Origin of the sequence: Ensifer sp. CCNWLY38 (genome assembly GCF_037120565.1) — a bacterium.
Classification (GTDB): Bacteria; Pseudomonadota; Alphaproteobacteria; order Rhizobiales; family Rhizobiaceae; genus Ensifer; species Ensifer adhaerens_H.
This window is the reverse complement of record NZ_JBBBBO010000003.1, coordinates 425,480-449,256: the sequence shown is the minus strand read 5'-3', so window position 1 is coordinate 449,256 and position 23,777 is coordinate 425,480. Positions and strand designations below refer to the sequence as shown.

Below are 23,777 nucleotides of genomic sequence, written 5' to 3'. Positions count from 1 at the left end.
TCCTGTCACCACGAAACCCGCCGCCCGTCATAGGCGCGGAAACTGCCGCTATCGGCCATATCTGCCCTGTCGATGATCGCCTTCAGCCCGGCAGCGCTCGCTGCCACCGAAACGACGGCATCGCTGCCACCCATATCCGTCTGCACCCAGCCGGGATGAAGCGATAGCACCGAGATCCCGTCGCCCTTCAGATCCTGCGCGAGCTTGACCGTCGCCATGTTCAGCGCCGCCTTCGAGCAGCGATAGGCGTAGTCGCCGTCGTCGTCGTCGAGCGTGCCCTCGGCGAGTGATCCGGCGCGGCTGCTGATGTTGGCGACGACCCGCCTTTCGCCGGCCCGCAGGTTCGCAAGGAGCGCACGCGTCACCAGCAGCGGCGCCAGGGCATTCACTCGCATCACGTCGAGAAAACCGTCCGGCTCCAGCGTATCCAGCCCGCCGGTATCGCCGCGCACCGCGGCATTGTTGATCAGCAGGTCGATCGCCACGCCCTGGAGCGCTTGCCCCAGAGCATCGATCGAGGCGGGATCGGCGACATCGAGCGGTAGCCGGTCGACCACGCCTTCGGCCGGAACGGCACCACGCTGGCAGGCGATAACGCGCCAGCCATCCTCGGCGTAGATCCGCGCCAGTTCTGCCCCGAGCCCGCGGGAAGTGCCTGTAATCAGCACGGTGCGATGTCTAGCGGTGCTTGATGTCATATTTCCGCTCGATCATGTTGACGAGGCTGGCGGCAGCCAGCGTCAGGAAGATGTAGAAGATCGCCGCCGAGTTATAGGGCGCGAACGGCAGGAAGCTTGCCGACTGGAACTCGCGCATGCGCTGAGTGATGTCGCGGATCGACAGGATCGACAGCAGCGACGTGTCCTTGAGGATCGCGATCAGTTCATTGCCGAGCGGCGGAATGATGATGCGGAAGGCCTGCGGCAGAACGACGAGGCGTGCCGTCTGCCAGCGGTTGAGGCCGATGCTGCGCGCCGCCTCGACCTGGCCGACCGGAATGGCGTTGATGCCCGAGCGGAAGATTTCGGCGAGATAGGCCGAGTAGGCAAGCGCCATCGCGACGATGCCGCGCATCAGGTTCGGCGGGTCGAGCACACCTTGGGTCGCATCCTTGAGCGCGCCGCTCAAGGGCAGGCCGACATAGAGCACGATCACAAGCATGGGGATGCCGCGGATCGTATCGACGATGAATTCCGAACCGATCGCCAGCGGGTGGCGCTGATGCAGGTAGCCGCCGAAGGTCAGCAGGCCAAGAATGATGGAAAGCACGGCAACGGTGACACCCGCTGCCCGATCGCGGTCGTTCAGTGCTTCGGTCTTCCAGAGCACGGGCATGTCGGCTGGCGCGGAGGCTGCCGGCAGCAGTGCTGCCGAAACGCCCTCGCCCTTGGTGATCGAGGCCAGCGCCTCGGTTGGGCCGACAAAGGTGCGCACCGGGGTCTCCGCTTGCGGCGCGCCGTCATACTGGCCGAAACGCACGGCGCTGATCAGGCCCGCCGGTGTGTTGGTGACGATGCCGACCTTGCCCTCAAGCGTGCCGGCGAGCACGTAGGTATCGCGCGGCTGCAGCAGGAACCAGCCGGCGGCCAGCGCCAGCACCAGCGTAGCAATGGCGAAGTAGAGGCTGGTCCTAACCGTCGATCTGAGTTGCAGCAACCCGACCCAGACAAGGCCCATCAGCGCTGCCAGGATGTAGGCCGCTATCGCCGCACGGATGGTGGTCGCAACGCCCGCGGCAAATGCGATGTGGGCGAAGAAGAAGACGAAGACCAGACCCGCACCGTTGACAATACCGAGGATCCAGCGGGCAAGGCGCCGCACCCGGTCGTCAGGCGCTGAGCCTGAACGTTTGCTCAGGAAGAAAAGGCCGAGGCCGATCACGGTAACCGCGAAATAAAGTGGGAACAGCCACGCTTCGACGCCACGCACCATCAGATCGGCCGCCTCGGTCAATTGCCGTGGCGTCACGCCCTTGGCGATCAGTGTCGACTTGAACGGATCGACACCGTTGGCAACGACGGATGCGACGAAGGGATGGATGTTGTGGCCGATGACGAGGACGGCCGCCGCGGCAAGATTGAGCACGGCTGCGACATTGGCCAGTCGCGGACGCGGCGCCTTGGCGCGCGAGAAAACGAGCAAAGTGATCCCTGACGCAAACGCGATCGCCAGCGCCAGAAAGCCCGGCACGAAGGCCGACGAGCCGTTTTCGACACCGAGGATCGCTCTCAGCGAGCGTTGGTAGTCGCCGGAGGAAATGAAGAGATAGATGATGAAGGGCAGCGCGGTCAGGATGATGAGATTGCTCGGACGCACGCTTCTCAGGAACGACATTCATTCCTCCGGGGCATAGTAGACAGACGGAAGACCCGGAGTGCGAGCACGCGCTCCGGGTCCGATCGGCATTGTGAGCTTACTTGAGGCCCCAGTATTTGTTGACGAGCTGGTCGAGCGTGCCGTCGTCCTTGATCATCTTCAGGCCCTCGTTGAAGGCCGCAACGTTTTCGTCGCCCTTGCGGAAGACGAGACCGAGCGGATCGGATTCAAGGTCCTTGATCGCAACGACGAGCTCCCCGGCGAATTCGCGTTCGTAGGCGGCGGCATTGGCGCCGTTGATGACGACGCCGTCGACGTCCTTGTTCTTGAGCGCGATGATCGCGGCGCTGAAGGTATCGTAGGCGGCGACGTTCTCCTTGCCGACGACACCCTCGGCAACCTGGGCATCTGTCGTGTTCGCCTGGGCGGAAAGCTTTCTGCCGGCGTCCTTGAAGCGGTCGAGCGTGATGCCCTGGTCTTCAACGCGCATCAGCACCGCCTGGCTGTTGACGATGTAGGGATCCGAGAAATCCATCGCCTTCTTGCGCTCCTCGGTGATCGAGACGCCCGACGCGACGAGGTCGAAGCTGCCCTGGTCGAGGGCTGCGAAGATGCCGTCCCAGCCAGTCGTGACGAATTCGGCCTGGCAGTTGATCTTGGCGCAGACGGCGTTGACCACATCGACATCGAAGCCGACGACCTGTCCGGTCGCCGGATCGATGCTCTCCATCGGTGGCGAGGTCGTGTCGGAGCCGACCTTCAGCAGTTTGCCGCCGAGATCGGCGGCGTGAGACACGCTCGAAGCAAGGGCTGCTACAGCCAGGGCAATCATCAGTTTTTTCATGGTTCTCCTCCTTGGATAATTAACTTTGGCTCAGGCGGCCGCCGAGATTGTCGGGCTGCCGCGCGATCAGCGTCGGCCTGAAAACCTGCCGCAACGCCCCAGGGTCCTCCCCCTCTATGCGGCGCAGCAGGAACTGACCGAGCGTGCGGCCGAGCACCTCGATCGGCTGGTAGAAGGTGGTGATCGGCGGGGTGAAGTAGGCGCTGACATTGATATCGTCATAGGCGATGACATCGACATCGACGCCGACCTCGCGGCCGAGACTGCCAAGCCCCGAGAGCACGCCGAGCGTGGTGGATTCGTTGATGCAGACGAAGGCGGTCGGGGCATCGTCGAGCTGCAGGAAGTCGATCACCGTCTTCCGGCCGAAATGGGTCGAGAGGTCGCCCTCGGCGATCAGTTCCATCGGCGCATCGAGACCCGCCTCGCGGAACGCCCGGACGAAACCGTCAATCCTGTCGAGCGCATAGGAAAGCCGCCGCTCCGGATTGACGAGCGCGATCCGCCTGTGACCGCCGGCAATCAGGCGGACCGTTGCCGCATGCGCTGCCCATTCGTTGTCGATATCGACATGGGCGTAAGAGAGATCCTTGCGGCAGCGCCCCATCGAGACGAAGGGGAAATGCTCGGCAACGAGCAGATCGATGCGCGGGTCTTCGGCGAGAATGCCAGAGAAGATCAGGCCATCGGCCAGTCCCTGATCGACGATCCGGCGCGCGGCTTCGGCTCCATCGGCCGCGTCGCGGATGACATGCACCGACATCCGATAGTCCGTGCCTTCGAGCGCCTGGCTGATGCCGCTCAGGGTCTGGGTGTACTCGACGCCGTCCCATTCGTAGTCACGCGCTGCGGTGACCGGCATCAGCACGGCGGCTTGAAAACTCTTGCCGGTGCGAAGCGCCATGCCGCGCGCGTTGGCCTGGTAACCGACTTCGCGTGCAGCCTTGTAGATGATGTCTCTTGTCGCCGGGGCGACCACGGGAGATTCGCGCAGCGCCTTCGAGATCGTGGCGATGGAATAGCCCGTCATCTCGGCCAAGGTCTTGATTGTCGGCGTCGGTGTGCGCCGCGCCCTGTGGATCTCAGTCGCCATGCACCCTCCCAGGCCCCGGCCTTCTCCTGGAGATTAGAGGTAGCAGCCAATAAAAACGTTTTCAAGAAAAATAAAAACGTTTTTATTTCGAATGATACGCACACAGATAGAACGCGGTGGCGGCACCGGCGATACAGGCCTCGACCAGTGGGCATTGATTTTCAACGATTGAGTGGTGCAGCTTGCTCAGTGAGCAGTATAGGCGCCGTCTACGAGGTGAACGCTTCCAGTGATGAAACTCGCCTGCTCCGACAACAGGAAACAGATTAGAGCCGCTACCTCGTCTGGCGTACCGCGACGCCCCATAGGTTGCAGCGACATCATGCGTCTACTGGTTGCCACCTCCGAATTCTCGGCGGACAGCGGCGTGTCGATCCAGCCCGGCGCCACAGCATTGATGCGAATACCCGTGCGGGCATACTCGATCGCGGCCGCCTTCGTCAGCCCAACCACTGCGTGCTTGGCGGCCGTATAGGCGGCGGCGGTAGGCAGCGCGACTGAGCCCAGAATGGAAGACGTGTTGACGATGGCGCCCCCACCCTGCGCCACCATGGCCGCGATCTCGTACTTCATACAGTAGAAAACGCCATGCAGGTTTACGTTCATCAATGCATGCCAGCCATCGAGCGGATAGTCGGCCGTCGCCTTGCGGATGCCTTCGATGCCGGCATTGTTGACCGCCAGATGCAGGCCGCCACAGGTCTGCACGGCGAACGTCACCAGCTTTTCCACAGCCTGGGCATCGGCGACGTCGGCCGCGACATCATGGGCCTTGCCCCCGTTCGAGCGAATCTCCTCGGCAACCAGGTGCACGGCGACAGCGTCAACATCCGCAGCAACCACTTCCGCTCCCTCAGCAGCGAGTTGCCGGCACACGGCTGCGCCAATTCCGGAACCCGCGCCGGTCACAAGCGCAACCTTCCCAGCGAAGCCTAGATTCATACTGTCATTCCTAACGTTTAGCTTTCGACTAATCGAGCGCGCGCGACATCGCAAGTCATTCCATGAAATGCACTCGAAGCCCCGATCTTCCAATCAAACAGCAGCAGCAACACACAAGAATCGCGATATTTTTTTACCCGATTCATGCACTGCACCCAGGCCCTCTTTCCAGATATACAGTCCTTTCTGTCCATTTCACCCGGAGCGCGGGCGAAAAATCTGGAGTGTCATTATCTATCCTGTCGCTGGGCGTAGTTCATTGGAACTGGACAGAGAATATTGTAATGCTAAAAAACGAATCGGGGCGCACCATTTTTCTCAGCAGGTAAAGATGGACAATCACCGCATTACACGGAGATTCCTGGTCATCGGCAGCCTTGGCCTGTTGGCCGGGTGCGGCTCAAGTTGGCGGGGTGTTTCCTTCCCATCCCTGTATGGCGGAACGCCCGGCGTCGATCGCCGCTACCGAAAACAACACGTCCGATACGACGGCAACGAGCCAGCCGGAACGATTGTTGTGGACACCACGCAACGCTACCTCTACTCGATCGAAGATGGTGGATGGGCGATGCGCTACGGAATAGGCGTCGGAGAGGAGGGCCTTACCCTCAAAGGCCAGGCCGTTGTCGGCCGAAAGGCCGAATGGCCGTCATGGACGCCGACCGCAAGCATGATCAGACGCAAGCCCGAGCTGGCGCAATACGCCGGTGGAGTTTCCGGCGGTCCCCACAACCCGTTGGGGGCGTCGGCCCTATACCTTTATCGCAACGGTCAGGATACCAAGTTCCGCCTCCACGGCACGAACGCACCTTGGACCATAGGGCAGGCGGTTTCCAACGGCTGCATCCGACTTACGAACGACGATATCGTTGATCTCTACGCGCGGACGCCAGTTGGAACTCCGGTATTGATCATTTGATGATGTACTCTATCTGAGTGCGGTATTGGGGTAAGGCCGACATGCATTTAAATCTTCAAAGTTTGGTAACGATAATCCGACTGACGAGTGTGCCCTTTCCGCACTAGGCCGAATCTCGAAATGCCACTAATACTATGAATGTTGCCTTCGAATAACCATTCCGATCACAGAGGGAAGGAAATATTGATGAGCAGAATTCTAATCGTAACAGTTGCGTTGCTTTCCGTTGCCAGCCTCTCCGCTTGCGGAACAATCGGCAAAGGCAAAGGCAAGGCCCCGCCACCGGTGGCCGAAGAACCGGCGCCCGTCTACAAATAGTGACTGACGCTAATTCGGGGAGGATCTCACGGTCCTCCCCGCCCTGAATGATCGTGGCCGCCTTGGCCATGCGTCGTGGCGCGTGGATCGATAAGCCCAGGCGGCAAGTTCAAGTGCCCATTGGAATTCGGGAGATTTGGCGCAGTAATGACGCGTGTACTAGGTCGTATTCCGTTCGTCGTCTTAGCCGCCATGGCGGTTACGGCGTGCCAATCGCAAGACAAGGGCCCGCAGCCACGCTATGTCTCAAGCGTTGCGGGCAGCCCATCGCAACAGCGCGATCAGGGCTACTTCATCGAATTCCGCTCGCGTTATGCGCTCAGTTACGGCCATTCCTATGTGGTTTTTGGCCGCCTGACCAAGTCGGGAGCGATGGTCAATCCGGAAGTGGCGGGACTTGCTCCTGCAACAAACGATACCGCTCCCTACGTGCTGGGCCATGTTCTCCCCGTCCCGGCCGAGACGGGCGTGAGCGACGGTGACCTTGAGGACCAATACAGGTCTGCAAGCTGGCGCGTCATGTTGACCGAACCGGAGTACAGAGACGTCGTCGCCAAAATCCGAAAACTCAAGGCCGAAGCCAAGTTCTGGCATGCGTCGCTCTATAACTGCAACGCGTTTGTGGCCGATATCGCGCGTTCCATGGGATACAAGACACCCGGCATCTGGCTCAGGCCCCAGGAATTCATCACAAGACTACGCGAGATGAACGGCGGGTAGGCTGACGGGGCACAGGCTCCCGGCGATCAGGCAACCAAGGGTCAGATGCGCCATCTGACCACCACCAGCGCCCCTCATGGTCGAGCCGCCATCAGCTTTGGCGCGCTCTCCTCAACTTTAGCACCTTGTCAGGTCGAAGCGGCGCATGGCAGTCTCGTCCTATCCCGTTGCGGCGATCAGAAGCCGCAACAAAAGCTTAGGTGATTCAACGTGAACATGTCTGTCGCTTCCATTGGCGAAATCGTGTGGGTCATGGGCATCGTTGCCTGGTATGTGATTCGCTACCCATTCGAGCGCCGGGCAAAGCGTGTGCGGGTGACGACCAGCCGCCGCTCGGTGAGCGATACGATTGGCTTGGCTGCCGCTTTGCTAGGCCTTGCGATTTTGCCTGGGTTCTACGTTGCAACAGGAATTCCCGCATTTGCCGACTATCCCGCGCATGCATGGATGGTGGGGCTTGGGGGCCTCATCTTTGCCGCGGCTCTGTGGACGTTCCGTCGCACCCACAAGGAACTCGGCCGAAACTGGTCGATCTCGCTGGAAATCCGCGAGAAACATCAACTGATCAGCAAGGGGCCGTATGCCGTCGTGCGCCATCCGATGTATACAAGCTTCCTGCTCATGGCGATCGGCCAGATGTTTCTGCTGTCGAACTGGGTGGCGGGCCTCGTGGGCGTCGCTGGTTTCGCCGTGCTTTTTTTCCTGCGCGTGGACAAGGAGGAGCGCCTGATGCTGGAATTTTTCGGCCCTGAGTATCGCGCCTACATGGACAGGACCAAGCGCATTATACCCTATCTTTACTAGAGGTGGCATGATGCGGGGCCGAGCGGTCAAGCTTTCTGCGGCACGACGCCTTGTCGGGGACCTGATGAGGTTTTCGATAGCCGTGCCCCGGGTGACGGTGCAACGGCAGATGAACATCAGCGCGTTGCAGCGCGCCAGGACGAGCCATTCAGAACGGCCGTCGTGGACGGTTCTTTTTCTCAAGGGTTATGGGCTTCTGTCGATGGAGACCCCGGAGTTTCGTCGGGCCTATGTCAAGTTGCCGAGACCGCAGCTCTATGAGTATCCGGGAAGCGTGGCGTCCGTTGCTCACGAACGCGAACACGAGGGTGAACGGGTTGTGCTTCTCAGTACCATCAAAACACCCGAACGGCGGTCCATTCCTCAGTTGAGCGCATTGCTCCAGGAGGCTCGATCACGTCCCGTGCTGGAGATCCGGGAGTTCCGGCGTGCGCTGAAGATTGCGCGTTTGCCGGCGCCGCTGCGGCGGCTGATGATGTGGCTCAGCCTGAACATGGGACGCCAAAGGGGCCACCGGTTCGGCACATTCCAGTTGTCGGTCTATTCCGGCCTGGGCGCCGAATCGCTCAACCCGCTGACCCCTCTCACGACGCTCTTCAACTACGGACCGATCGGCGAGGACGGGTCGGTCACCGTGCGCATCCACTACGACCACCGCGTCATGGACGGCGCCAATGTGGCGCGCGCCCTGGTGCGCTTCGAGGAAATTTTGAACGGCGAGATCGCTGACGAAGTGGCGGGCCTGTCCGCGGTCCTAAACCCGGAGATCGCCGCATCGGAGCCATCGGCATGACACCGCATCAGCTACCACGACCCGCAATTGTTGTCGTCGGAGCATCCCGGGGCATAGGCAGAGCAATCGCCGAGCTTACGGCACGAGACGGCGCACCTGTCGTTCTGGTCGCGCGATCCATCGAGGGCCTGCACGCCGTCGAGTCCACAATCAAACAGGGGGGCGGCGAGGCATTCTCCCTACCTGTCGATCTTACCGCCGACGATGCGAAGACGGTTCTCGAAGAGTTCCTCGCGCGGGAAAGCCTCGTCTGCGATGTCCTCGTCAACAGCGCCGGCTATGGCCTGCGTGGCGCGGCAACCGCTTTGCCGATTGCCGACCAGGTTGGAATGATCGACGTCAACATCCGTGCCCTCGCTGACCTGACATTGCACCTGTTGCCGGGCATGATCGAGCGAGGCCGTGGCGGCGTTATCAACCTCGCCTCTGTGGCCAGCTTCACCCCCGGCCCGTACATGGCCATGTATTACGCGAGCAAGGCGTTCGTGCGTTCCTTTTCCGAGGCGTTGTACCAGGAGACGCGCAGGACGGGCGTAACGGTGACCTGCGTCGCGCCGGGGCCGGTGTCGACCGAATTCCTCGAAAAATCCGGCGCCAACAGGGCTGCACTGTTCAAGGTTTTGCCGAAAGCCACTCCGGAATACGTGGCAAGACGCGCCTGGAGCGGCTTCAAGGCCGGCCGGCGGCTAGTCATTCCCGGCATGTCCGCCAGATTGGCAATCCTGATTTCAGGGATCCTCCCCTCCGCGGCGCTATTGCCGCTGATTGGCCGCCTGCAACTGCGCGGCAACGACCCTTGCCCCTGCGGATCTGGGAAGCAGCTCAAGCACTGCTGTCGCGCAGGTCACCCAAAAGGCGGGGCAGCCTCGGCTTGATCCGTCCCTCAGCCAGCTTCCCGTGGAATAAGGCCAAAGCACGCACCGAGAGGTCGGACGTCGACCATTGCCGCGATCAGTGGGCTTTGGCGCCAGCGGAGAGGAAGTGCGCCTCCCATTCACTCTCAGGAATCTCATCGCCAACCTGAAATTCGAACGCGACGACGCTTTTGATATCCGGGGCAGCTTCGCAGTTGAACTTAATTTCGTACCAGCGGTCGTTGCTGCGAAAGGCGGCACCATCGGCGCGAAGACGCTGGCCAACCAGCCTGGTGTCCGCCATCGCATAAGCGACGAGGAAATCCGGCGCGAAGTCACTGCGCCAGCGATGGACCTGCTCCATCGCTTCGAGATTGCAGAGCTGCACGATCCGTTCGTCGTAGGCAAGTTGCGAGAGTCCTTCCAGCGCTTGCCTGCTGCGTGGATCCGCCAGGATCGCCGCCGAAAACAACTGCTTCGCCTGAACCGTTGCCGGCACCTCCGGCTGTGCCGCCGCGGCGACACTTGGCGCGGGAGGCACCTTTGCCCGGACCGGCTGCTTGGCCTTCACATCATAGGGCTCTACGGGCGTCGGCTGCGTCGCCTCGCTGTTCAGCGGCCGCAATTCCAGTATCTGAACGGAGATGCCCTCATCCGGGGCCGGCATCCTTCGCTCAGGCGGCGGAACGAGAAAAAGCACCAGCACGGCGACAGCATACAAGATGAGAGCAAGCGCAAGGCTTGGCCAGATTGCTGCCTCGCCGCGGCGATGTGTTGCTGCTTGCACCGTTCAGGTCATCCCATGGGCGGCATCCAAGTCGAGAGCGCCATAACGCGCTCGGCAGACGTTGCGACACTACCACCGATAGCAGCACAGAAAAGCCGCCGACGACAACTTGTCGACGGCGGCTCTGGTTTTTAATGCGATAGTGCCGAAGTAACCCGCCGGCATACCAACCGACCGATATCAATCCATGTCGTCGTTGTCGGGGGCGCTCATGTGGTCGCGGTTGCCGTAGATGATCTCGCGCTTGCCGACATGGTTCGCCGGGCCGACGAGGCCCTCCTTCTCCATGCGTTCGACCAGCGAAGCGGCGCGGTTGTAACCGACGCCAAGGCGGCGCTGGATGTAGGAGGTCGAGCACTTCTTGTCGCGCAAGACCACCTTGACCGCCTGGTCGTAGAGTTCGTTGCCGTCCTCGGACGCAAGCGCGCTCTTGTCGAAGACCGGCGTTTCTTCCTCGGGCTCCTCTTCCTCCTCGTCGGCCGTGACGGTCTCGAGATATTCCGGACGCCCTTGGGTCTTGAGATGCGCGACCACGTGTTCGACCTCCAGATCGGAGACGAAGGGGCCGTGTACACGGGCAATGCGCCCGCCGCCCTGCATGTGCAGCATGTCGCCCTGGCCGAGCAGCTGTTCGGCGCCCTGTTCGCCAAGGATCGTGCGGCTGTCGATCTTCGACGTGACCTGGAACGAGATGCGGGTCGGGAAGTTGGCCTTGATCGTGCCGGTGATGACGTCGACCGAGGGACGCTGCGTCGCCATGATCAGGTGGATACCGGCGGCACGCGCCATCTGCGCCAGCCGCTGGATCGCACCTTCGATCTCCTTGCCGGCGACCATCATCAGGTCGGCCATCTCGTCGACGATGACGACGATGTAGGGCATCGGCGCCAGATCCATTTCCTGCTGCTCGAACAGCGGCTCGCCGGTGCCCTTCTCGAAGCCGGCCTGGACCGTGCACATCACGGGCTCGCCCTTCTCGCGGGCGGCAGCTGCACGCTGGTTGTAGCCGTCGATGTTGCGGACACCGAGCCGCGACATCTTGCGGTAACGGTCTTCCATCTCGCGCACGGCCCATTTCAGCGCCATCACCGCCTTCTTCGGGTCGGTGACGACCGGCGTCAGCAGGTGCGGGATGCCGTCATAGACGGAAAGTTCGAGCATCTTCGGATCGACCATGATCAGGCGGCATTCTTCCGGCTTCAGCCGGTAGAGCAGCGACAGGATCATGGTGTTGATCGCCACCGACTTGCCCGAGCCGGTGGTGCCGGCCACGAGCAGATGCGGCATCTTCGCCAGTTCAGCAATCACCGGCTCGCCACCGATCGTCTTGCCGAGGCAAAGCGCCAGCTTGTAGCCGGTCTTGCGGAAATCGACGGACTCGATCAGCTCGCGGAAATAGACGGTCTCGCGCGTCGCGTTCGGCAGTTCGATACCGATGACGTTACGACCGGGAACGACGGCAACGCGGGCCGAAAGCGCCGACATGGAGCGGGCGATATCGTCTGCGAGGTTGATGACGCGCGACGATTTCACGCCGGGTGCCGGCTCGAATTCATAGAGCGTGACGACCGGGCCTGGGCGGACATGGATGATCTCGCCCTTGACGCCGAAGTCTTCGAGCACGCTTTCAAGCAGGCCGGCGTTCTGCTCGAGCTGCTCCTGCGTCATGAAGAAGCCCTGACCTTGGGGCGCCTCCTGCAGGAGTTCCTCGGACGGAAACTCGTAGGCGTCCCCGGCAAATGTGCGTTCAACCACCCCGATCGCCGGCATGGTGTTCGGCGCGCGCGTGACCTGTGCCGGCATGGTGATCGCGGCTTTCGACGCTACCGGGGCGGGCTGCTCCACCGCCACCGGCACCGGGCTTGCGGTTTCCGGTTCAGCGGCAGCAACAGGCGACGAAACCTCAGAGATCATCGCGGGCGCTACAGCCGCCTCGACGGCAACGGCGGCCTGCGGCGATGCCGCACCATCGTCGGCCTTTGCACCACGGACATCGACGACGCGGAACAGCGAGGTGATCCCGGTCGGCGGCATGCGGCGGATTTCCACCGGACGCACGGCTGCCGGTGGCGCGACGGCAACGGGCGTGACGACCGGGACCATTGGCAAAGGAGCAGGCGTCTCGACAAAAGGCTTCGGGTGGGCGATTTCTCCGCCGGCTGCCTCGGTGTCTTCGGCCGGACCGAATTCGAAGAAGGCAAAATCGGAGAGGAAACTCGATTGTGCCGCGCCGCGATCGGCGGCAGCCGCTTCTGGAGCGGTCTCGGACTGCGCCTCCACGACAGGCTCGGAAACGGCGAGAGGCGCCGTGAGAACCGGCGCAAACGCCACGCCGTCATCGACCGAAGCCTCGACACGATCGAGCATTGGCGGCTCGATCGTGTTCTGCGCCGCGGTCCATGTCGGCAGCTGGTTGGTCAGCATGCGCAAAAGTTCGGACGGGCTGTAGGATGGCAGGGTCACGTCAGACTGCGGCGCGTCGTCTACCGCAGCATCCATGGGTGTCTCGTCAGCCGAGACCGGCACGGCAGGCACTACGGCGTCGGCAGAAACCGGCGCAGGCTCCATCGTCGCGTCGACGGTTGCCACGTCTGTCTCGACGAGCACCGGCGTCTCCTCGGGGGCCGCTTCGCTTTCGTCCACCTGCGGCGCGCGCCGCTTCATGAACTCGCGCTCGGGCGTACGGGTGAAGCGCACGTTCGGTGCCAGGAAGAAATGGCTCTCCCAAGTGGAGTCGCCGTAGTGGCCGGCGATCTCGGAAAGGGTCGGCAAGGGTTCGTTCGTCGTCGCCGTCACCTGTGCCGGCGCATAGGCGGAGCCCTGCCCGTAGAGCCGCGTCGCGCGGCTCATGGTTTCGGTCTGCTGGTTGGCCGGCTTGCGGGGCGCCGCGGGCGCCTCGTACAACTGATAGGGGTCGGCGGTCGCCGCCTCATGGGTGGGCATACCGCTCAACGCATCATCCTGCGGACCATCGAAATAATCCGCCTGGTTTGCATCATGCAAAGCAGCCTGTGAGAAGTTTGTCCTGGGAATACGCATGGGTCCTGGAAGAGCTAGAGACATCGCCGAGGGGCCTTCTAAGCGATAGGAAATGAAGGTTAACAAGTCCCTTCCAACGCCCCATTTCGGACCGTCGCCGGAGGTCGATTGAAGCGTTGCTGTGGACCAAATGCAACGGCAATGCCCGGATCACCAAGGCCGGCGCGACGTCCTGTCGCCGGCCCCGCTCGGCCGAAAATATTTCTTGGAGACCGGCATCTTTGGCACCTTGGACCTGCGCCTGCGGTGGCCGGCTACCGGGATTGGCGTAAAAACGAATCGGGCCGGCGCGAGAAGCTCGCACCGGCCCTAAATGACCTGGAAAAGTCGCCTGTCAGGCGTCGCGGCCGGCAGTGAAAGCCGCATGGCGCTTGGCAAGCAACTCGGCTACCTCGTCGATGAAGGCAGGATCGACGTCGGCGGCAAACTCGATGCGGGCGTTCTTGCCGTCGCGTTTCAGTTTGGCAAAGGCCCGTCCGCCGGCGTCGACCAGCGTTTCCGGCTTCATCGTTTCCACCTTCGGCTTGCGCGACAGGCGGGTGAAGAGAATCTGGAACCGGTGGTCGCTTTCAGCTTCGAGGAAGCGCCGTGAGCGGCACTCCTCCTGTGCAGCCTGGACCGCGGCCTCGTCTTCAAGCAAGGCGCCAAACGCCATCCAGCGTTCGCGGCCGACCTTGGGCGCCGGGCCGATGGCACGGGCGATAACCGGCGGCACGCCTTCGGCAACCTGGATCAGACGCGACAGCTCGCTCTTCTGCACGGCGAGCGCCTCGCCGATCACCTTGCGGTCGAAGCCGCGGTCGACAAGCGCTGCGGCGAACATCGCGCGCTCGATAAAGGAGAGATTCCGCCGCTCGGCATTTTCCTTGCCTTGTGCGAGCACCAGCTCGTCGTCGGTCAGCGGCCGGACGATCGCCTTGACCTTGATGCCAAGGCTGCGCACGGCGTTGAGGCGCCGGTGGCCATAGGCCGTCTGGTAGCGGCTCTGCTTCTCCGGATGCGGACGGACCAGGATCGGCGACTGCTGGCCGCTGTCGCGAATGCTGTCGGCCAGCGCCAGGAAATCCGGATCGTCGGTTTCACCGTCGGTCAGGCGATCCTCGATGAAGGACGCATCGATCAGGTCCGGATCGAGTTCGACGACACGCTCGCCCTGCGTCAGGGCTTCGCGCAGCGCGCGCGCCTCTTCCGCCTCGCGGGTGATGCTGCCGAGCGAAAGGCCCATGGCCTTGATCGCGCCGGAAGCGGCGCGGGGAACTTCGGCAAGCGGTGCCTTGGCGGCCAAGGGCCTGGCGGGCTGAGCGCTCGTTGCAGTGGCAGGCTGCACTTCGTCAGCCGGCGCGGCCGGCGGAACGTTGCCGGAGAAAAGGGCGCGCAGTTCGTTCTTGCGATTGCCAGCCATTCGATCAGCGCCCCCATGCCGCATGAATGAGTGCTTCGATCTCGCCGTTGACGGCGTTCAGCGATTCGACCGCGCGATCGTAGGTGGCGCGCGTAAAATTCTCGCGCCCGACCTCGTAAAGTGTCTGCTTCGTCAACCCGGCGTCCGAGACCGCTGTCGATTTCACCATGGCCGAAGTCAGAACCCGCTCACCAAAGAGCGAACGCATGAAGCCGACGATCTGCGCCTGCGGTCCGTCGTTCGGCTCGAAGCGCGTGACGAGATAGCGCAGGAAATCGAAGTTCAGCTCGCCGCCGGCCTCGCGCACAACACTCAAGAGATCCGACGTCATGTAGAGGAACTGGTTCATCGAGGCGACGTCGAGCATCTGCGGATGCACGGTGACGATGACGGAGGTCGACGCGCAAAGGGCCGAGAGCGTCAGATAACCGAGCTGCGGCGGGCAATCGATGATGACGACATCATAGTCATCGGCGACACTGGCGAGTGCTGTCTGCACGCGGGCGAAGAACAGCGGGCCGGCGTCGCTGCCATTGTGGCGGGCGCTCAGCGCCTGCGGCGTCGTATGCTCGAATTCCTGAAGCTCGAGGTTGCCGGGCACGAGATCGAGGCCGTCGAAATAGGTCTTGCGGATGATGTCCTTCAGCGGTCGCGCTTCGGCGTCGTAGCGGATCGCGCCATAAAGCGTGTCGTTGCCGGTGAGGTCGAGCTCCGGCTGATAGCCGAAAAGGGCGGAAAGCGAGGCCTGCGGGTCGAGGTCGACGGCCAGTACGCGATGGCCTGTCATGGCGAGATATTGCGCGATGTGCACCGACGAGGTCGTCTTGCCGGAGCCGCCCTTGAAGTTGGTGACAGAGATCACCTGCAGGTGCTCGCCTGCTTCCCGGTCACGCCACTTGAGGTAGCTACGCGCCTTGACGGCATTGCCCTTGGCCAGCGCCTGTTCGGCGAGATGACGGCGAAGCGCGTTGATGTCGGAGAGCGAATAGGACCGGCGGCCGCCGAGCCCCGTATCCGGTTGCGGGCCCTCGCCGGCAAGCGAAAGCTGGCGCAGATAGCCGTCGGAGACACCGATCAGCTTGGCCGCCTCGCCGGAGGTGAAGCTTCGAAGCGTCTTCATCGCCGTCGGCGGGAAGAGCCGCTCGCGCATGGCCTTCAACTGGTCGGAAAGCGCGCGCGCATCGGCCGCGATCGCTTCGTCGGCCGGACGGCGAGCCCCGGAGTGATCCGCGTCCTGCCTTGCCTGGGTTGCCGTCATCGTCATTTCGCCCTACTCCTTGCATGCATCGCGGCACAACGCTGCGGCGATGCACTAACAGAGATTTAATCCAAATACGGCCAATCAGCACTTATTCGAAAAACTCCGTAACAGAGATGCCGGAGCTTCTGATTCGCGTCAAGGCTTCGACCGCGAGCGGAGGCAAGGGCGCGCGGCACGCTAAAGGCACCAATTTCACAAAGAGAAACGCCCGCGACGGCGGCGCGGGCGTTCGATAAAAATCGTTAAATCGGCAATCAGAGCTTGGGGCCGATGTGATCCGGGATCGGGCACTGATAGGGTTTATCCTCTGTTTTTTCGCGCCACTCTGCCTTTGCGCGTGCCAGCAGATCGGCATCGAGGATCAGATCGAGACCCGTTGCCGCCAATGATTTCGCCGCATGGGCGAAAGCCTTGTGCGCGGCCGGGCTCTTGCCCTGTGCGACGACCTGCCAGGTATGCGGCGCGGTGCCGATCGCCCAGGCAGGTGCCCAGCACTGCGCGGTCGGGGTGATCCAGCTGACATCGCCGACATCGGTCGAACCGGCGCGGAAATGCGACTGCCCCTCGAAATCGCGAAGGCCGAGATGCAGGCCCGTCGAACCGTCGAGACGGCTGTTGGCGAAGACATCGCCCTTGATCTGGTAGAGCCGGATGCTGCTCGATATCGCCTCCGGCGTCAACGTCTTCTGGATGTCCTTGGCAAAGGCGATGTCGGCCTCGTCGAAGGGAACCGGGCCGAGCGCCACCATGTTCTGATGGATCGCCGTTTCGAGCGCGATGTTGGGCAGGAGGTTGGTCGCCGCGCGATCGAAGACGATCTCGACTTCGGTCTCGGTCATCATCGCCGCGCCCTTGGCGATCTTGTCGATCCGCGCAGCCAGCGCCAGCGCTTCCGGCATCTGCGGCGCCCGCACCAGATAGAGCGCCTCGGCACGCGCCTGGACGACGTTCGCCGCCTTGCCGCCGGCATCCGTGATCGCATAGTGCACACGGCAATCCTGCGGCATGTGCTCGCGCAGGAAGTTGACGCCGACATTCATCAGCTCCAGCGCATCGAGCGCACTGCGGCCGAGATGCGCGCCGTTCGACGCATGCGCCGCCACACCCTTGAAGCGGTAGTAGATTTCGAGCACGGCGAGATTGTTGGTCGAGCGAACGCCGTTGAAGGGCGCGGGATGCCAGGTCAGCGCCGTATCGACATCGGCAAAGACGCCGGCGCGCGCCATGAAGGTCATGCCGGAACCACCCTCCTCGCCGGGGCAGCCGTAGTAGCGAACGATGCCCGAAAGCTTGTTTTCCTTGAGGTAGCGGGCAAGCGCTACGGCAGCGAGCAACGAACCGGTGCCGAGCAGATTGTGGCCGCAACCGTGGCCGGTAGCGCCCTCGACCTCTGCCCGTGCTTCGGCGATGCCGGCCACCTGGCTCAAACCGGCCAGCGCATCGAACTCACCAAGGAAGGCGATCACCGGGCCGCCCGCGCCAGTCTCGCCGACAAAGGCGGTCGCGATTTCTGCAAGACCACGTGTCACCCGGAACCCGTGCTTTTCCAGCATGGCGATCTGTGCGGCCGCCGACTGCTCCTCGTGAAAGCTCAGCTCTGCGTGCTCCCAGATCGCGTCGCTCATCGCGGCGAACTCGGGCTTCAGCGCCTCGACGGTTTCGACAAGGGCGGTTAGTGCGGATGACTTTGGCATGAATCTTCCTTTTGCAACGGCGCGGAGCGCGGTCGCATCAGTATTGCTATCGGTGGATTGAAGATGGCGGCAGAGCGGCCGCCACCTCTTTGCTCAGATCAGGCCAGCGCCGGATCAGTCATCAAGCGTCACTTCCCAGAGGCGGGTATTGGACTGCCAGACAGGCTCGCCATGCAGTTTCTTGGTGGCGCCCCAGATGTCGACCATGTCGTACATGAAGATGCCGGGGACCTCATCGAGCATCAGCTGATGGAACTCGTCGAAGATCGCCTGGCGCTTGGTCTGATCGGCCTCGATGTAAGCCGCCTTCATCAGTTCGACCGCCTTCGGATTGTCCCACATCAGCGAAGCGTTCTTGTCCTTGTTGCCGACATAGAAGCCGTACATCAGCGCGGGATCGAGGCGCGGCGAGACCGACTGCGAGATCACCTGGTAATTGCCGGAACGGCGGCGATCGACCTGGGTCGCGTAGTCAAGCACCTCGATCTGCACGTTGAGGCCGACCTGCTGCATCATCGCCTGGGCGACGACGGCCGCCGGGAAGCTCGGCACGTTGCCGCGCTTGTTGGCGATGATCGTGATCTGCTCGCCCTTGTAGCCGGCGTCGGCGAGATTCTTCTTCGCCTTTTCCAGATCCATCGGGATCTTCTTCTTCTGGACGCCGGAATAGAAGACCGAGTCGGCCGAGACCATTGACGAATTGGCTTCGCCGGTGCCGTTGGAAACGGCGGCGACGAGCTGATCGAGGTCGAGCGCCTCGGCCATGGCGCGGCGCACCGCCACATTGCTCAGCACCTTGTCGCGGGTCTGGAAGTAGAGCAGGTTCTTGCCGTTGTTGCGCTTGACGATGAGCTGCATCGTGTCGCTGTCCTTGAACTCGGCGATGAGATCGGCCGAGACTTCGGTGGTATCGAGCGCGCCCGAAAGCAGGCCGGTTTTCACCGTCGAGGCATCCGGGATCACCATGAACTTGATGCCGTCGACGAGCGGCCGCTTCGAGCCGACCATGCCATCGGGCATTCCATCATTGGCGGGCGAGACGTAGTCGGCGTTCTTCTCGAGCCGGACATACTCGCCCTTCTTCCATTCGGCCCATTTGAACGGACCGGTGCCGATAGGCGCGACGAAGGCGCCGTCAGCGCCGACGGAATCCTTGGAGACGATGCCGGTGTAGCCGCATTCCGGCCGGGCCATGAGGCCGAGGAAGACCGCGGACGGTTTCTCGATGCTCATGGTGACGGTGGAAGCATCGGCTGCGGCAACGTTCGTCACCTTGATCGACTTGCCGCCGTCGAAATCGCCGGCACAGGTCCACTTGGTCTCCGGCTTCATGTAGCGGTTCCAGTTCCAGACCACGTCCTCGGCGGTGAGCGCCTTGCCGTTATGGAACTTCAAATCGTCGCGTAGCTTGAACGTATAGGTCAGGCCATCGGCGGAAACCTCGAAACTCTCGGCGAGCAGCGGCTTCACTTCGCCGTTCTCGGCGTAGCCGACCAGGCCCTCGACGATGTGGAAGATCACCGAGTCGGTGTTGCCGTCGCGGTTGACGCCGGGCTCGTTGCTGCGGATGTCGGAGCTTTGCGCCACCGTCAGGTCGCGCGCGTGGCCGAGCGTGATCGCGCTCATCAGCATGGTGCCGGCAAGAAGTATGGTTTTCATGGGTTCCTCTCTCTTGTTGTTGGTTGTCGGTTCAAAAGGCGCGCCAGCAGGCCTGTGACAGCTTGCCGATCGTTTCGAGCGCGATGGTGTAGCCGGGCGTGCCGTCAGGCATCAGCGCCGGCACGCCGTCGGTGAAGGCGGCGATGGCATAGAGCGGCTTGCCGTCGCGGTAGACGACGCCGGCATCCATGCGGCCGCGTTTTCCCCGACCGCCCTTGCAGGCTGCCACCGTATCGAAGGGAAGCCGCGAACGGATGCCGTAGCGCAGCACCTGGTTCTTGAGCGTCTGCACGGCAAAACCGGCGAGCTTGAAGGAAATGCCGAGCTTGGCTGCTGCGGCGGCATCATGCTCAGCCGCCAGGATCAATTCCAGCAGCATCACCTGGTCGGCAGCCGTCGTCGTCGTGACGTCGGCGAGCGAGTGATCGGGTTTCAGCGCCAGCGGCGGAATGAGGAAACGGTGGTGCGTGCCCACCATGCCGAGCGCCTTGCAATAGCGATCGACCTCTTCGAGCGTCAGGCGCTCGAACACCATCTTGGTGCAGACATTGTCGCTCAGCACCATCATGCCGACGATCGCGTCGCGGAGCGAAATGACGATGCCGGGCGTCAGGTAGCGGAACATGCCGCTCGCCACTTCCTGGGCGAGGCGCGCTTCGTAGGTGATCCGCTCGTCGAGATCGAGCCGCCCCTCGGCCACGGCCTTCAGCGCCGCCAGCATGATCGAAGTCTTGCGGGTGCTGGCCGACGGCGTTTCTTCACGCTCACCACGACCGATCGTTTCGCCGGTTTGCAGATTGCGCACGAGGAAGCGGGTAACAAAGGGCTGGGCATCGGCGATGGCGTTGAGTTCGGCCGCGATCGCGCCGAGCTTGAGTTCGTTGCTCATCTCAGGCCTCCAGCCGCCATTTGAGGGTGACGCCACCGGTCTGGTTGAGATCGAGCGCCGGGATCGCTGACAGGAGCCTGCGGGTATAGGCCTCCTGCGGCGCGTCGAAGATCCGGTCGCGGTCGCCTTCTTCGATGATGCGCCCGTCCTGCATGACGACGACCCGGTCGGCGACCTGCTCGACGACGCCGAGGTCGTGGCTGATGAACAGGCAAGAAAAGCCGTAGCGCTTCTGCAGGCTGGAAAAGAGCTCCAGCACCTGCGCCCGAACCGTGACGTCGAGCGCGGAGACCGGCTCGTCGGCGATCAGGAACTTCGGCCGCCGAGCGATCGCCCGGGCGATCGCCACGCGCTGGCGCTGGCCGCCGGAAAGCTCGTGCGGATAGCGGTTGGCGAAATCGGCGCTAAGCCCGACCTCTTCCAGCGTTTCAAGCGCGCGGCGGCGTTTCGCGGGACCGTCGAGATCCGGCACCAGCCGCAATGCCTCTTCGACGAGCGCCTGAATGGTCATACGCGGGTCAAGCGAGGAATAGGGATCCTGAAACACCATCTGGCAGTTCAGGCGATAGTCGCGCCAGTCGGCACTGCGCTCGCGCCCCTGGAACAGGATCTCCCCTTCCGTCTGCGCAACGAGGCCGGCGATAGTGCGGCCGAGCGTCGTCTTGCCGGAACCGGAACCGCCGACAAGGGCCACGACTTCGCCGACATGGATGTCGACGCTGACACCGTGCAGCGCCCGCTTCGGCTCATGCCTGCGGAAAAGCCCCTTGCGACCGGGGTATTCGACCACGATGTTGCGCGCCGAGACCATCGGCGTGCGCGTCAAGTCGAGCTTGCGCGGCGCGCTTCGGAACGGCAGCGAGGAAAGCAGCTTGCGGGTGTAGGGATGCTGTGGCGCCTGCAGGATCTCTTCAGTCAGTCCCTGCTCGACGACGACGCCCTTTTCCATGACGACGAAACGGTTGGTGTAGCGGGCGACCATCGGCAGGTCATGGCTGATCAGAAGCACCGCCGTGCCCTCGGCCTGGGTGAGCTCGACCATCAGTTCCATGACGTCGCGCTGGACGACAGCATCGAGCGCCGTCGTCGGCTCGTCGGCGATCAGCAAGGCTGGCTTCAGCAGCATTACCGAGGCCAGCATGATGCGCTGGCGCATGCCGCCGGAAAACTCATGCGGATAGGCGGTCAGCGCCCGCTCGGGCTCGCGGATTCCGACCCGCTTCAGCATCGAAAGGATCGCCGTGCGGCGCTCTTCGACCGACATCTTGGTGTGGAGGATCAGGCCCTCTTCGAGCTGCCGGCCAATGGTCATCGACGGGTTCAGCGATGTCATCGGTTCCTGAAAGACGACGCCGACCTCGCCGCCACGAAGCTCGCGTAGATCGCGATCCTTCATGCCGAGCACGTCGCGGCCCCGGTAGAGGATCGTGCCACCGACATGGCGGACAGCCGGCGGTATCAGGCCGATGATCGCCCGTGTCGCGAGCGTCTTTCCGGAGCCGCTTTCGCCGACGATGCCAACGATCTCGCCCGGCGCGACGTCGAAACTTACATTCCTGACCACCTGGTTGCCGGAATGGGTGACGGCAAGGGAGAGCCCGTCAACACTGAGAAGAGTTTTTCCGGTCATTTCAGGCCTCGCATGCGGGGGTCGACCCGGTCGCGCAGCGCATCGCCCAGAAGGTTGATGCCGAGCAAAGTGAGCGCGATGCAAAGACCGGGGAAGAAACCGAGCCAGACGGCCTGTTCGATGAAGGGGCGGCCGGCGGCGAGCATGTTGCCCCAGGTGGGTGCCGGTGGCGGCACGCCGAGGCCGAGGAAAGAGAGCGCGCTTTCCGACAGGATTGCCCAGCCGAACATCGAGGTTGCCAGCACCGTGATCGGCGCCACGCAATTCGGCAGAATATGGCGGAGCATCGTATAGATCTCGCCATTGCCCATGACCCGCGAGGCCTCGATGAACTCGCGTTCGCGTAGCGACAGCACCGCGCCACGCACCACGCGCGCCATCGACGGCGTGTAGGCGATGCCGAGCGCGAAGATGATGCCGTACTGGTTGGCTCCGAAGACGGCGAGCAGGCCGAGCGCGAGCAGAATGCCGGGGAAGGCGAGCAGCGCGTTGTTGATCGCCATGATCACGCCATCGACCCAACCGCGGGCATAACCGCTGACGATGCCGATGAAGGTACCGCAGACTACGGCGAAGGTGACGGTCAGGAGGCCGATCCAGACGCTGGCGCGGGCGCCGACCATCAGCCGGCTCGCGACATCGCGGCCGAACTCGTCGGTACCGAGCCAGTGCGCCGCACCAGGTGCAGCGAGGCGCGCGGTGAAGCCGAGTGCCATCGGATCATAGGGCGTCCAGATGAGACCGATGAGCGCGATGATGACGAGCAATCCGATCAGGCCGCCGCCGATGACGCCGTTGAAAGTGAACTTTCTCATTCTGCCACCACCCGCGGATCGAAGAGAGGATAGAGAAGGTCGACCACCAGGTTGACGACAACATAGGAGAAGGCGACGAGCAGCAGGCAGCCCTGGATCACCGGATAATCGCGCTGGAAGATGCCGTCGACCATCAATCGACCGAGGCCGGGGATGGTGAAGACCGTCTCGATGACGGCGATGCCACCGAGCAGGTTGCCGAGGATCAGGCCGATCATCGTCCAGGTGGGACCGAAGGCATTCTTGAAGGCATGCCGCCAGAGCACCGCACTTTCCGAAAGCCCCTTGGCACGGGCATGAGTGATATAGTCGAGCCTGAGCACTTCGAGCGTGGAGGCACGCGCCATGCGGATGATCACGCCCATCTCGTGAATGACGAGGGTCATGACCGGCAGCACCAGATAGAGAAGGCCGGCCTTCCAGTTCTCCGAAATCGGCACGTAGCCCAGTACCGGCAGCCAGCCGAGCTTGAGGCCGAAGGCGAGCAGCAGAAGCAGACCGAGCCAGAAGGTCGGGATCGGCAGAAGCACGGTCGCCGTGCCGACAAGCGCAAGGTCGGTCAGGCTGTTCTGCCGCCAGGCGGCGATGACGCCGGCCGGCACCGCAATCAGGCTTGCGAGAAACACGGCGATGACGACAATCTCGGCACTGACGAAGAAACGGCTGACGACCAGATGCAGCACCGGCTCGCCGGTGACGATCGACGTGCCGAAATCGCCGACGAGGATGTTCCCGGCCCAGATGGCGAATTGCGCGGGAATGCTGCGGTCGAGACCGAGCTCCGTGCGCATCGCGGCAATCTGCTGCGGTTCGGCCATGTCGCCGAGCATCAGCGCTGCCGGATCGCCGGGAATGAGGCGGATGAGCGTGAAGACGGCCACCGAGACGATAACGATCGTCGGTATCGCCATCACGAGGCGATTGAGAATGAACTTGATCATGGGTTCCCCGTACTGAGGCAGGCCGCACGCGTTACCGCGATTCTCCCGCCCGTCGGC

General features: G+C 62.8%; 21 protein-coding genes. 6 read left to right on the top strand and 15 right to left on the bottom strand.

Features of this window, described 5'->3' with window-relative positions; translation table 11 throughout:
• Nucleotides 1–5 precede the first annotated feature (5 nt).
• The 5 genes from V7S54_RS09130 to V7S54_RS09110 all read right to left on the bottom strand — a co-directional run bounded on the left by V7S54_RS09130 (nucleotide 6) and on the right by V7S54_RS09110 (nucleotide 5,195).
• Complete coding sequence (locus V7S54_RS09130) at nucleotides 6–668, bottom strand: SDR family oxidoreductase (protein ID WP_336408342.1); 663 nt, start codon at nucleotides 666–668, stop codon at nucleotides 6–8.
• A 10-nt stretch (nucleotides 669–678) separates the two neighbouring features.
• On the bottom strand, nucleotides 679–2,334 hold the full coding sequence (locus tag V7S54_RS09125; protein ID WP_065373207.1) for an amino acid ABC transporter permease: 1,656 nt from the start codon (nucleotides 2,332–2,334) through the stop codon (nucleotides 679–681).
• A gap of 79 nt (nucleotides 2,335–2,413) precedes the next feature.
• On the bottom strand, nucleotides 2,414–3,160 hold the full coding sequence (locus V7S54_RS09120) for a transporter substrate-binding domain-containing protein (protein WP_057251726.1): 747 nt from the start codon (nucleotides 3,158–3,160) through the stop codon (nucleotides 2,414–2,416).
• Between the two features lie 19 nt (nucleotides 3,161–3,179).
• Complete coding sequence (locus tag V7S54_RS09115; protein ID WP_065373208.1) at nucleotides 3,180–4,253, bottom strand: LacI family DNA-binding transcriptional regulator; 1,074 nt, start codon at nucleotides 4,251–4,253, stop codon at nucleotides 3,180–3,182.
• 186 nt (nucleotides 4,254–4,439) lie between these two features.
• On the bottom strand, nucleotides 4,440–5,195 hold the full coding sequence (locus V7S54_RS09110) for an SDR family NAD(P)-dependent oxidoreductase (RefSeq protein ID WP_058322621.1): 756 nt from the start codon (nucleotides 5,193–5,195) through the stop codon (nucleotides 4,440–4,442).
• 331 nt (nucleotides 5,196–5,526) lie between these two features.
• Here V7S54_RS09110 and V7S54_RS09105 point away from each other — a divergent pair, with 331 nt between their 5' ends.
• The 6 genes from V7S54_RS09105 to V7S54_RS09080 all read left to right on the top strand — a co-directional run bounded on the left by V7S54_RS09105 (nucleotide 5,527) and on the right by V7S54_RS09080 (nucleotide 9,624).
• Entirely contained in the window at nucleotides 5,527–6,114 is a 588-nt protein-coding gene (locus V7S54_RS09105) for a L,D-transpeptidase (protein ID WP_058322622.1), read from the top strand.
• 186 nt (nucleotides 6,115–6,300) lie between these two features.
• Nucleotides 6,301–6,432 carry an ABC transporter gene (locus V7S54_RS09100; RefSeq protein ID WP_082640836.1) on the top strand — a complete coding sequence of 44 codons (132 nt, stop codon included), beginning with the start codon at nucleotides 6,301–6,303 and terminating at the stop codon, nucleotides 6,430–6,432.
• 147 nt (nucleotides 6,433–6,579) lie between these two features.
• Nucleotides 6,580–7,152 (top strand): hypothetical protein, encoded by a 573-nt coding sequence (locus tag V7S54_RS09095; protein ID WP_058322623.1) that lies wholly within the window; start codon nucleotides 6,580–6,582, stop codon nucleotides 7,150–7,152.
• Nucleotides 7,153–7,368: 216 nt separating this feature from the next.
• Complete coding sequence (locus V7S54_RS09090; protein WP_065373209.1) at nucleotides 7,369–7,956, top strand: protein-S-isoprenylcysteine O-methyltransferase; 588 nt, start codon at nucleotides 7,369–7,371, stop codon at nucleotides 7,954–7,956.
• 10 nt (nucleotides 7,957–7,966) lie between these two features.
• Nucleotides 7,967–8,749, top strand: coding sequence for a hypothetical protein (locus tag V7S54_RS09085; protein ID WP_065373446.1), 783 nt, complete (start codon nucleotides 7,967–7,969; stop codon nucleotides 8,747–8,749).
• On the top strand, nucleotides 8,746–9,624 hold the full coding sequence (locus tag V7S54_RS09080; protein WP_336408299.1) for an SDR family NAD(P)-dependent oxidoreductase: 879 nt from the start codon (nucleotides 8,746–8,748) through the stop codon (nucleotides 9,622–9,624). The genes V7S54_RS09085 and V7S54_RS09080 overlap by 4 nt, the downstream gene beginning before the upstream one ends.
• Before the next feature lie 76 nt (nucleotides 9,625–9,700).
• Here the strand turns inward: V7S54_RS09080 and V7S54_RS09075 are convergent, their stop codons facing one another.
• From V7S54_RS09075 to V7S54_RS09030, 10 genes are all read right to left on the bottom strand, one after another.
• Nucleotides 9,701–10,270: a DUF930 domain-containing protein gene (locus tag V7S54_RS09075; RefSeq protein WP_141679315.1), complete on the bottom strand. Its 570-nt coding sequence runs from the start codon at nucleotides 10,268–10,270 to the stop codon at nucleotides 9,701–9,703.
• A 300-nt stretch (nucleotides 10,271–10,570) separates the two neighbouring features.
• Complete coding sequence (locus V7S54_RS09070; protein WP_065373212.1) at nucleotides 10,571–13,429, bottom strand: DNA translocase FtsK; 2,859 nt, start codon at nucleotides 13,427–13,429, stop codon at nucleotides 10,571–10,573.
• Between the two features lie 334 nt (nucleotides 13,430–13,763).
• Complete coding sequence (gene repB, locus V7S54_RS09065; RefSeq protein WP_065373213.1) at nucleotides 13,764–14,831, bottom strand: plasmid partitioning protein RepB; 1,068 nt, start codon at nucleotides 14,829–14,831, stop codon at nucleotides 13,764–13,766.
• A gap of 4 nt (nucleotides 14,832–14,835) precedes the next feature.
• Complete coding sequence (gene repA / locus V7S54_RS09060; RefSeq protein ID WP_065373214.1) at nucleotides 14,836–16,095, bottom strand: plasmid partitioning protein RepA; 1,260 nt, start codon at nucleotides 16,093–16,095, stop codon at nucleotides 14,836–14,838.
• 251 nt (nucleotides 16,096–16,346) lie between these two features.
• Entirely contained in the window at nucleotides 16,347–17,786 is a 1,440-nt protein-coding gene (locus tag V7S54_RS09055; protein ID WP_336408298.1) for a M20 family metallopeptidase, read from the bottom strand.
• Between the two features lie 114 nt (nucleotides 17,787–17,900).
• Nucleotides 17,901–19,445, bottom strand: a complete 1,545-nt coding sequence (locus V7S54_RS09050) for an ABC transporter substrate-binding protein (protein ID WP_336408297.1) — start codon at nucleotides 19,443–19,445, stop codon at nucleotides 17,901–17,903.
• A gap of 31 nt (nucleotides 19,446–19,476) precedes the next feature.
• Nucleotides 19,477–20,334: a serine hydrolase gene (locus V7S54_RS09045; protein ID WP_336408296.1), complete on the bottom strand. Its 858-nt coding sequence runs from the start codon at nucleotides 20,332–20,334 to the stop codon at nucleotides 19,477–19,479.
• Between the two features lies 1 nt (nucleotide 20,335).
• Nucleotides 20,336–21,964 (bottom strand): ABC transporter ATP-binding protein, encoded by a 1,629-nt coding sequence (locus V7S54_RS09040; protein WP_336408295.1) that lies wholly within the window; start codon nucleotides 21,962–21,964, stop codon nucleotides 20,336–20,338.
• Nucleotides 21,961–22,779: an ABC transporter permease gene (locus V7S54_RS09035; RefSeq protein ID WP_336408294.1), complete on the bottom strand. Its 819-nt coding sequence runs from the start codon at nucleotides 22,777–22,779 to the stop codon at nucleotides 21,961–21,963. The genes V7S54_RS09040 and V7S54_RS09035 overlap by 4 nt, the downstream gene beginning before the upstream one ends.
• Nucleotides 22,776–23,720, bottom strand: coding sequence for an ABC transporter permease (locus V7S54_RS09030; protein ID WP_336408293.1), 945 nt, complete (start codon nucleotides 23,718–23,720; stop codon nucleotides 22,776–22,778). The genes V7S54_RS09035 and V7S54_RS09030 overlap by 4 nt, the downstream gene beginning before the upstream one ends.
• Between the last annotated feature and the right edge of the window lie 57 nt (nucleotides 23,721–23,777).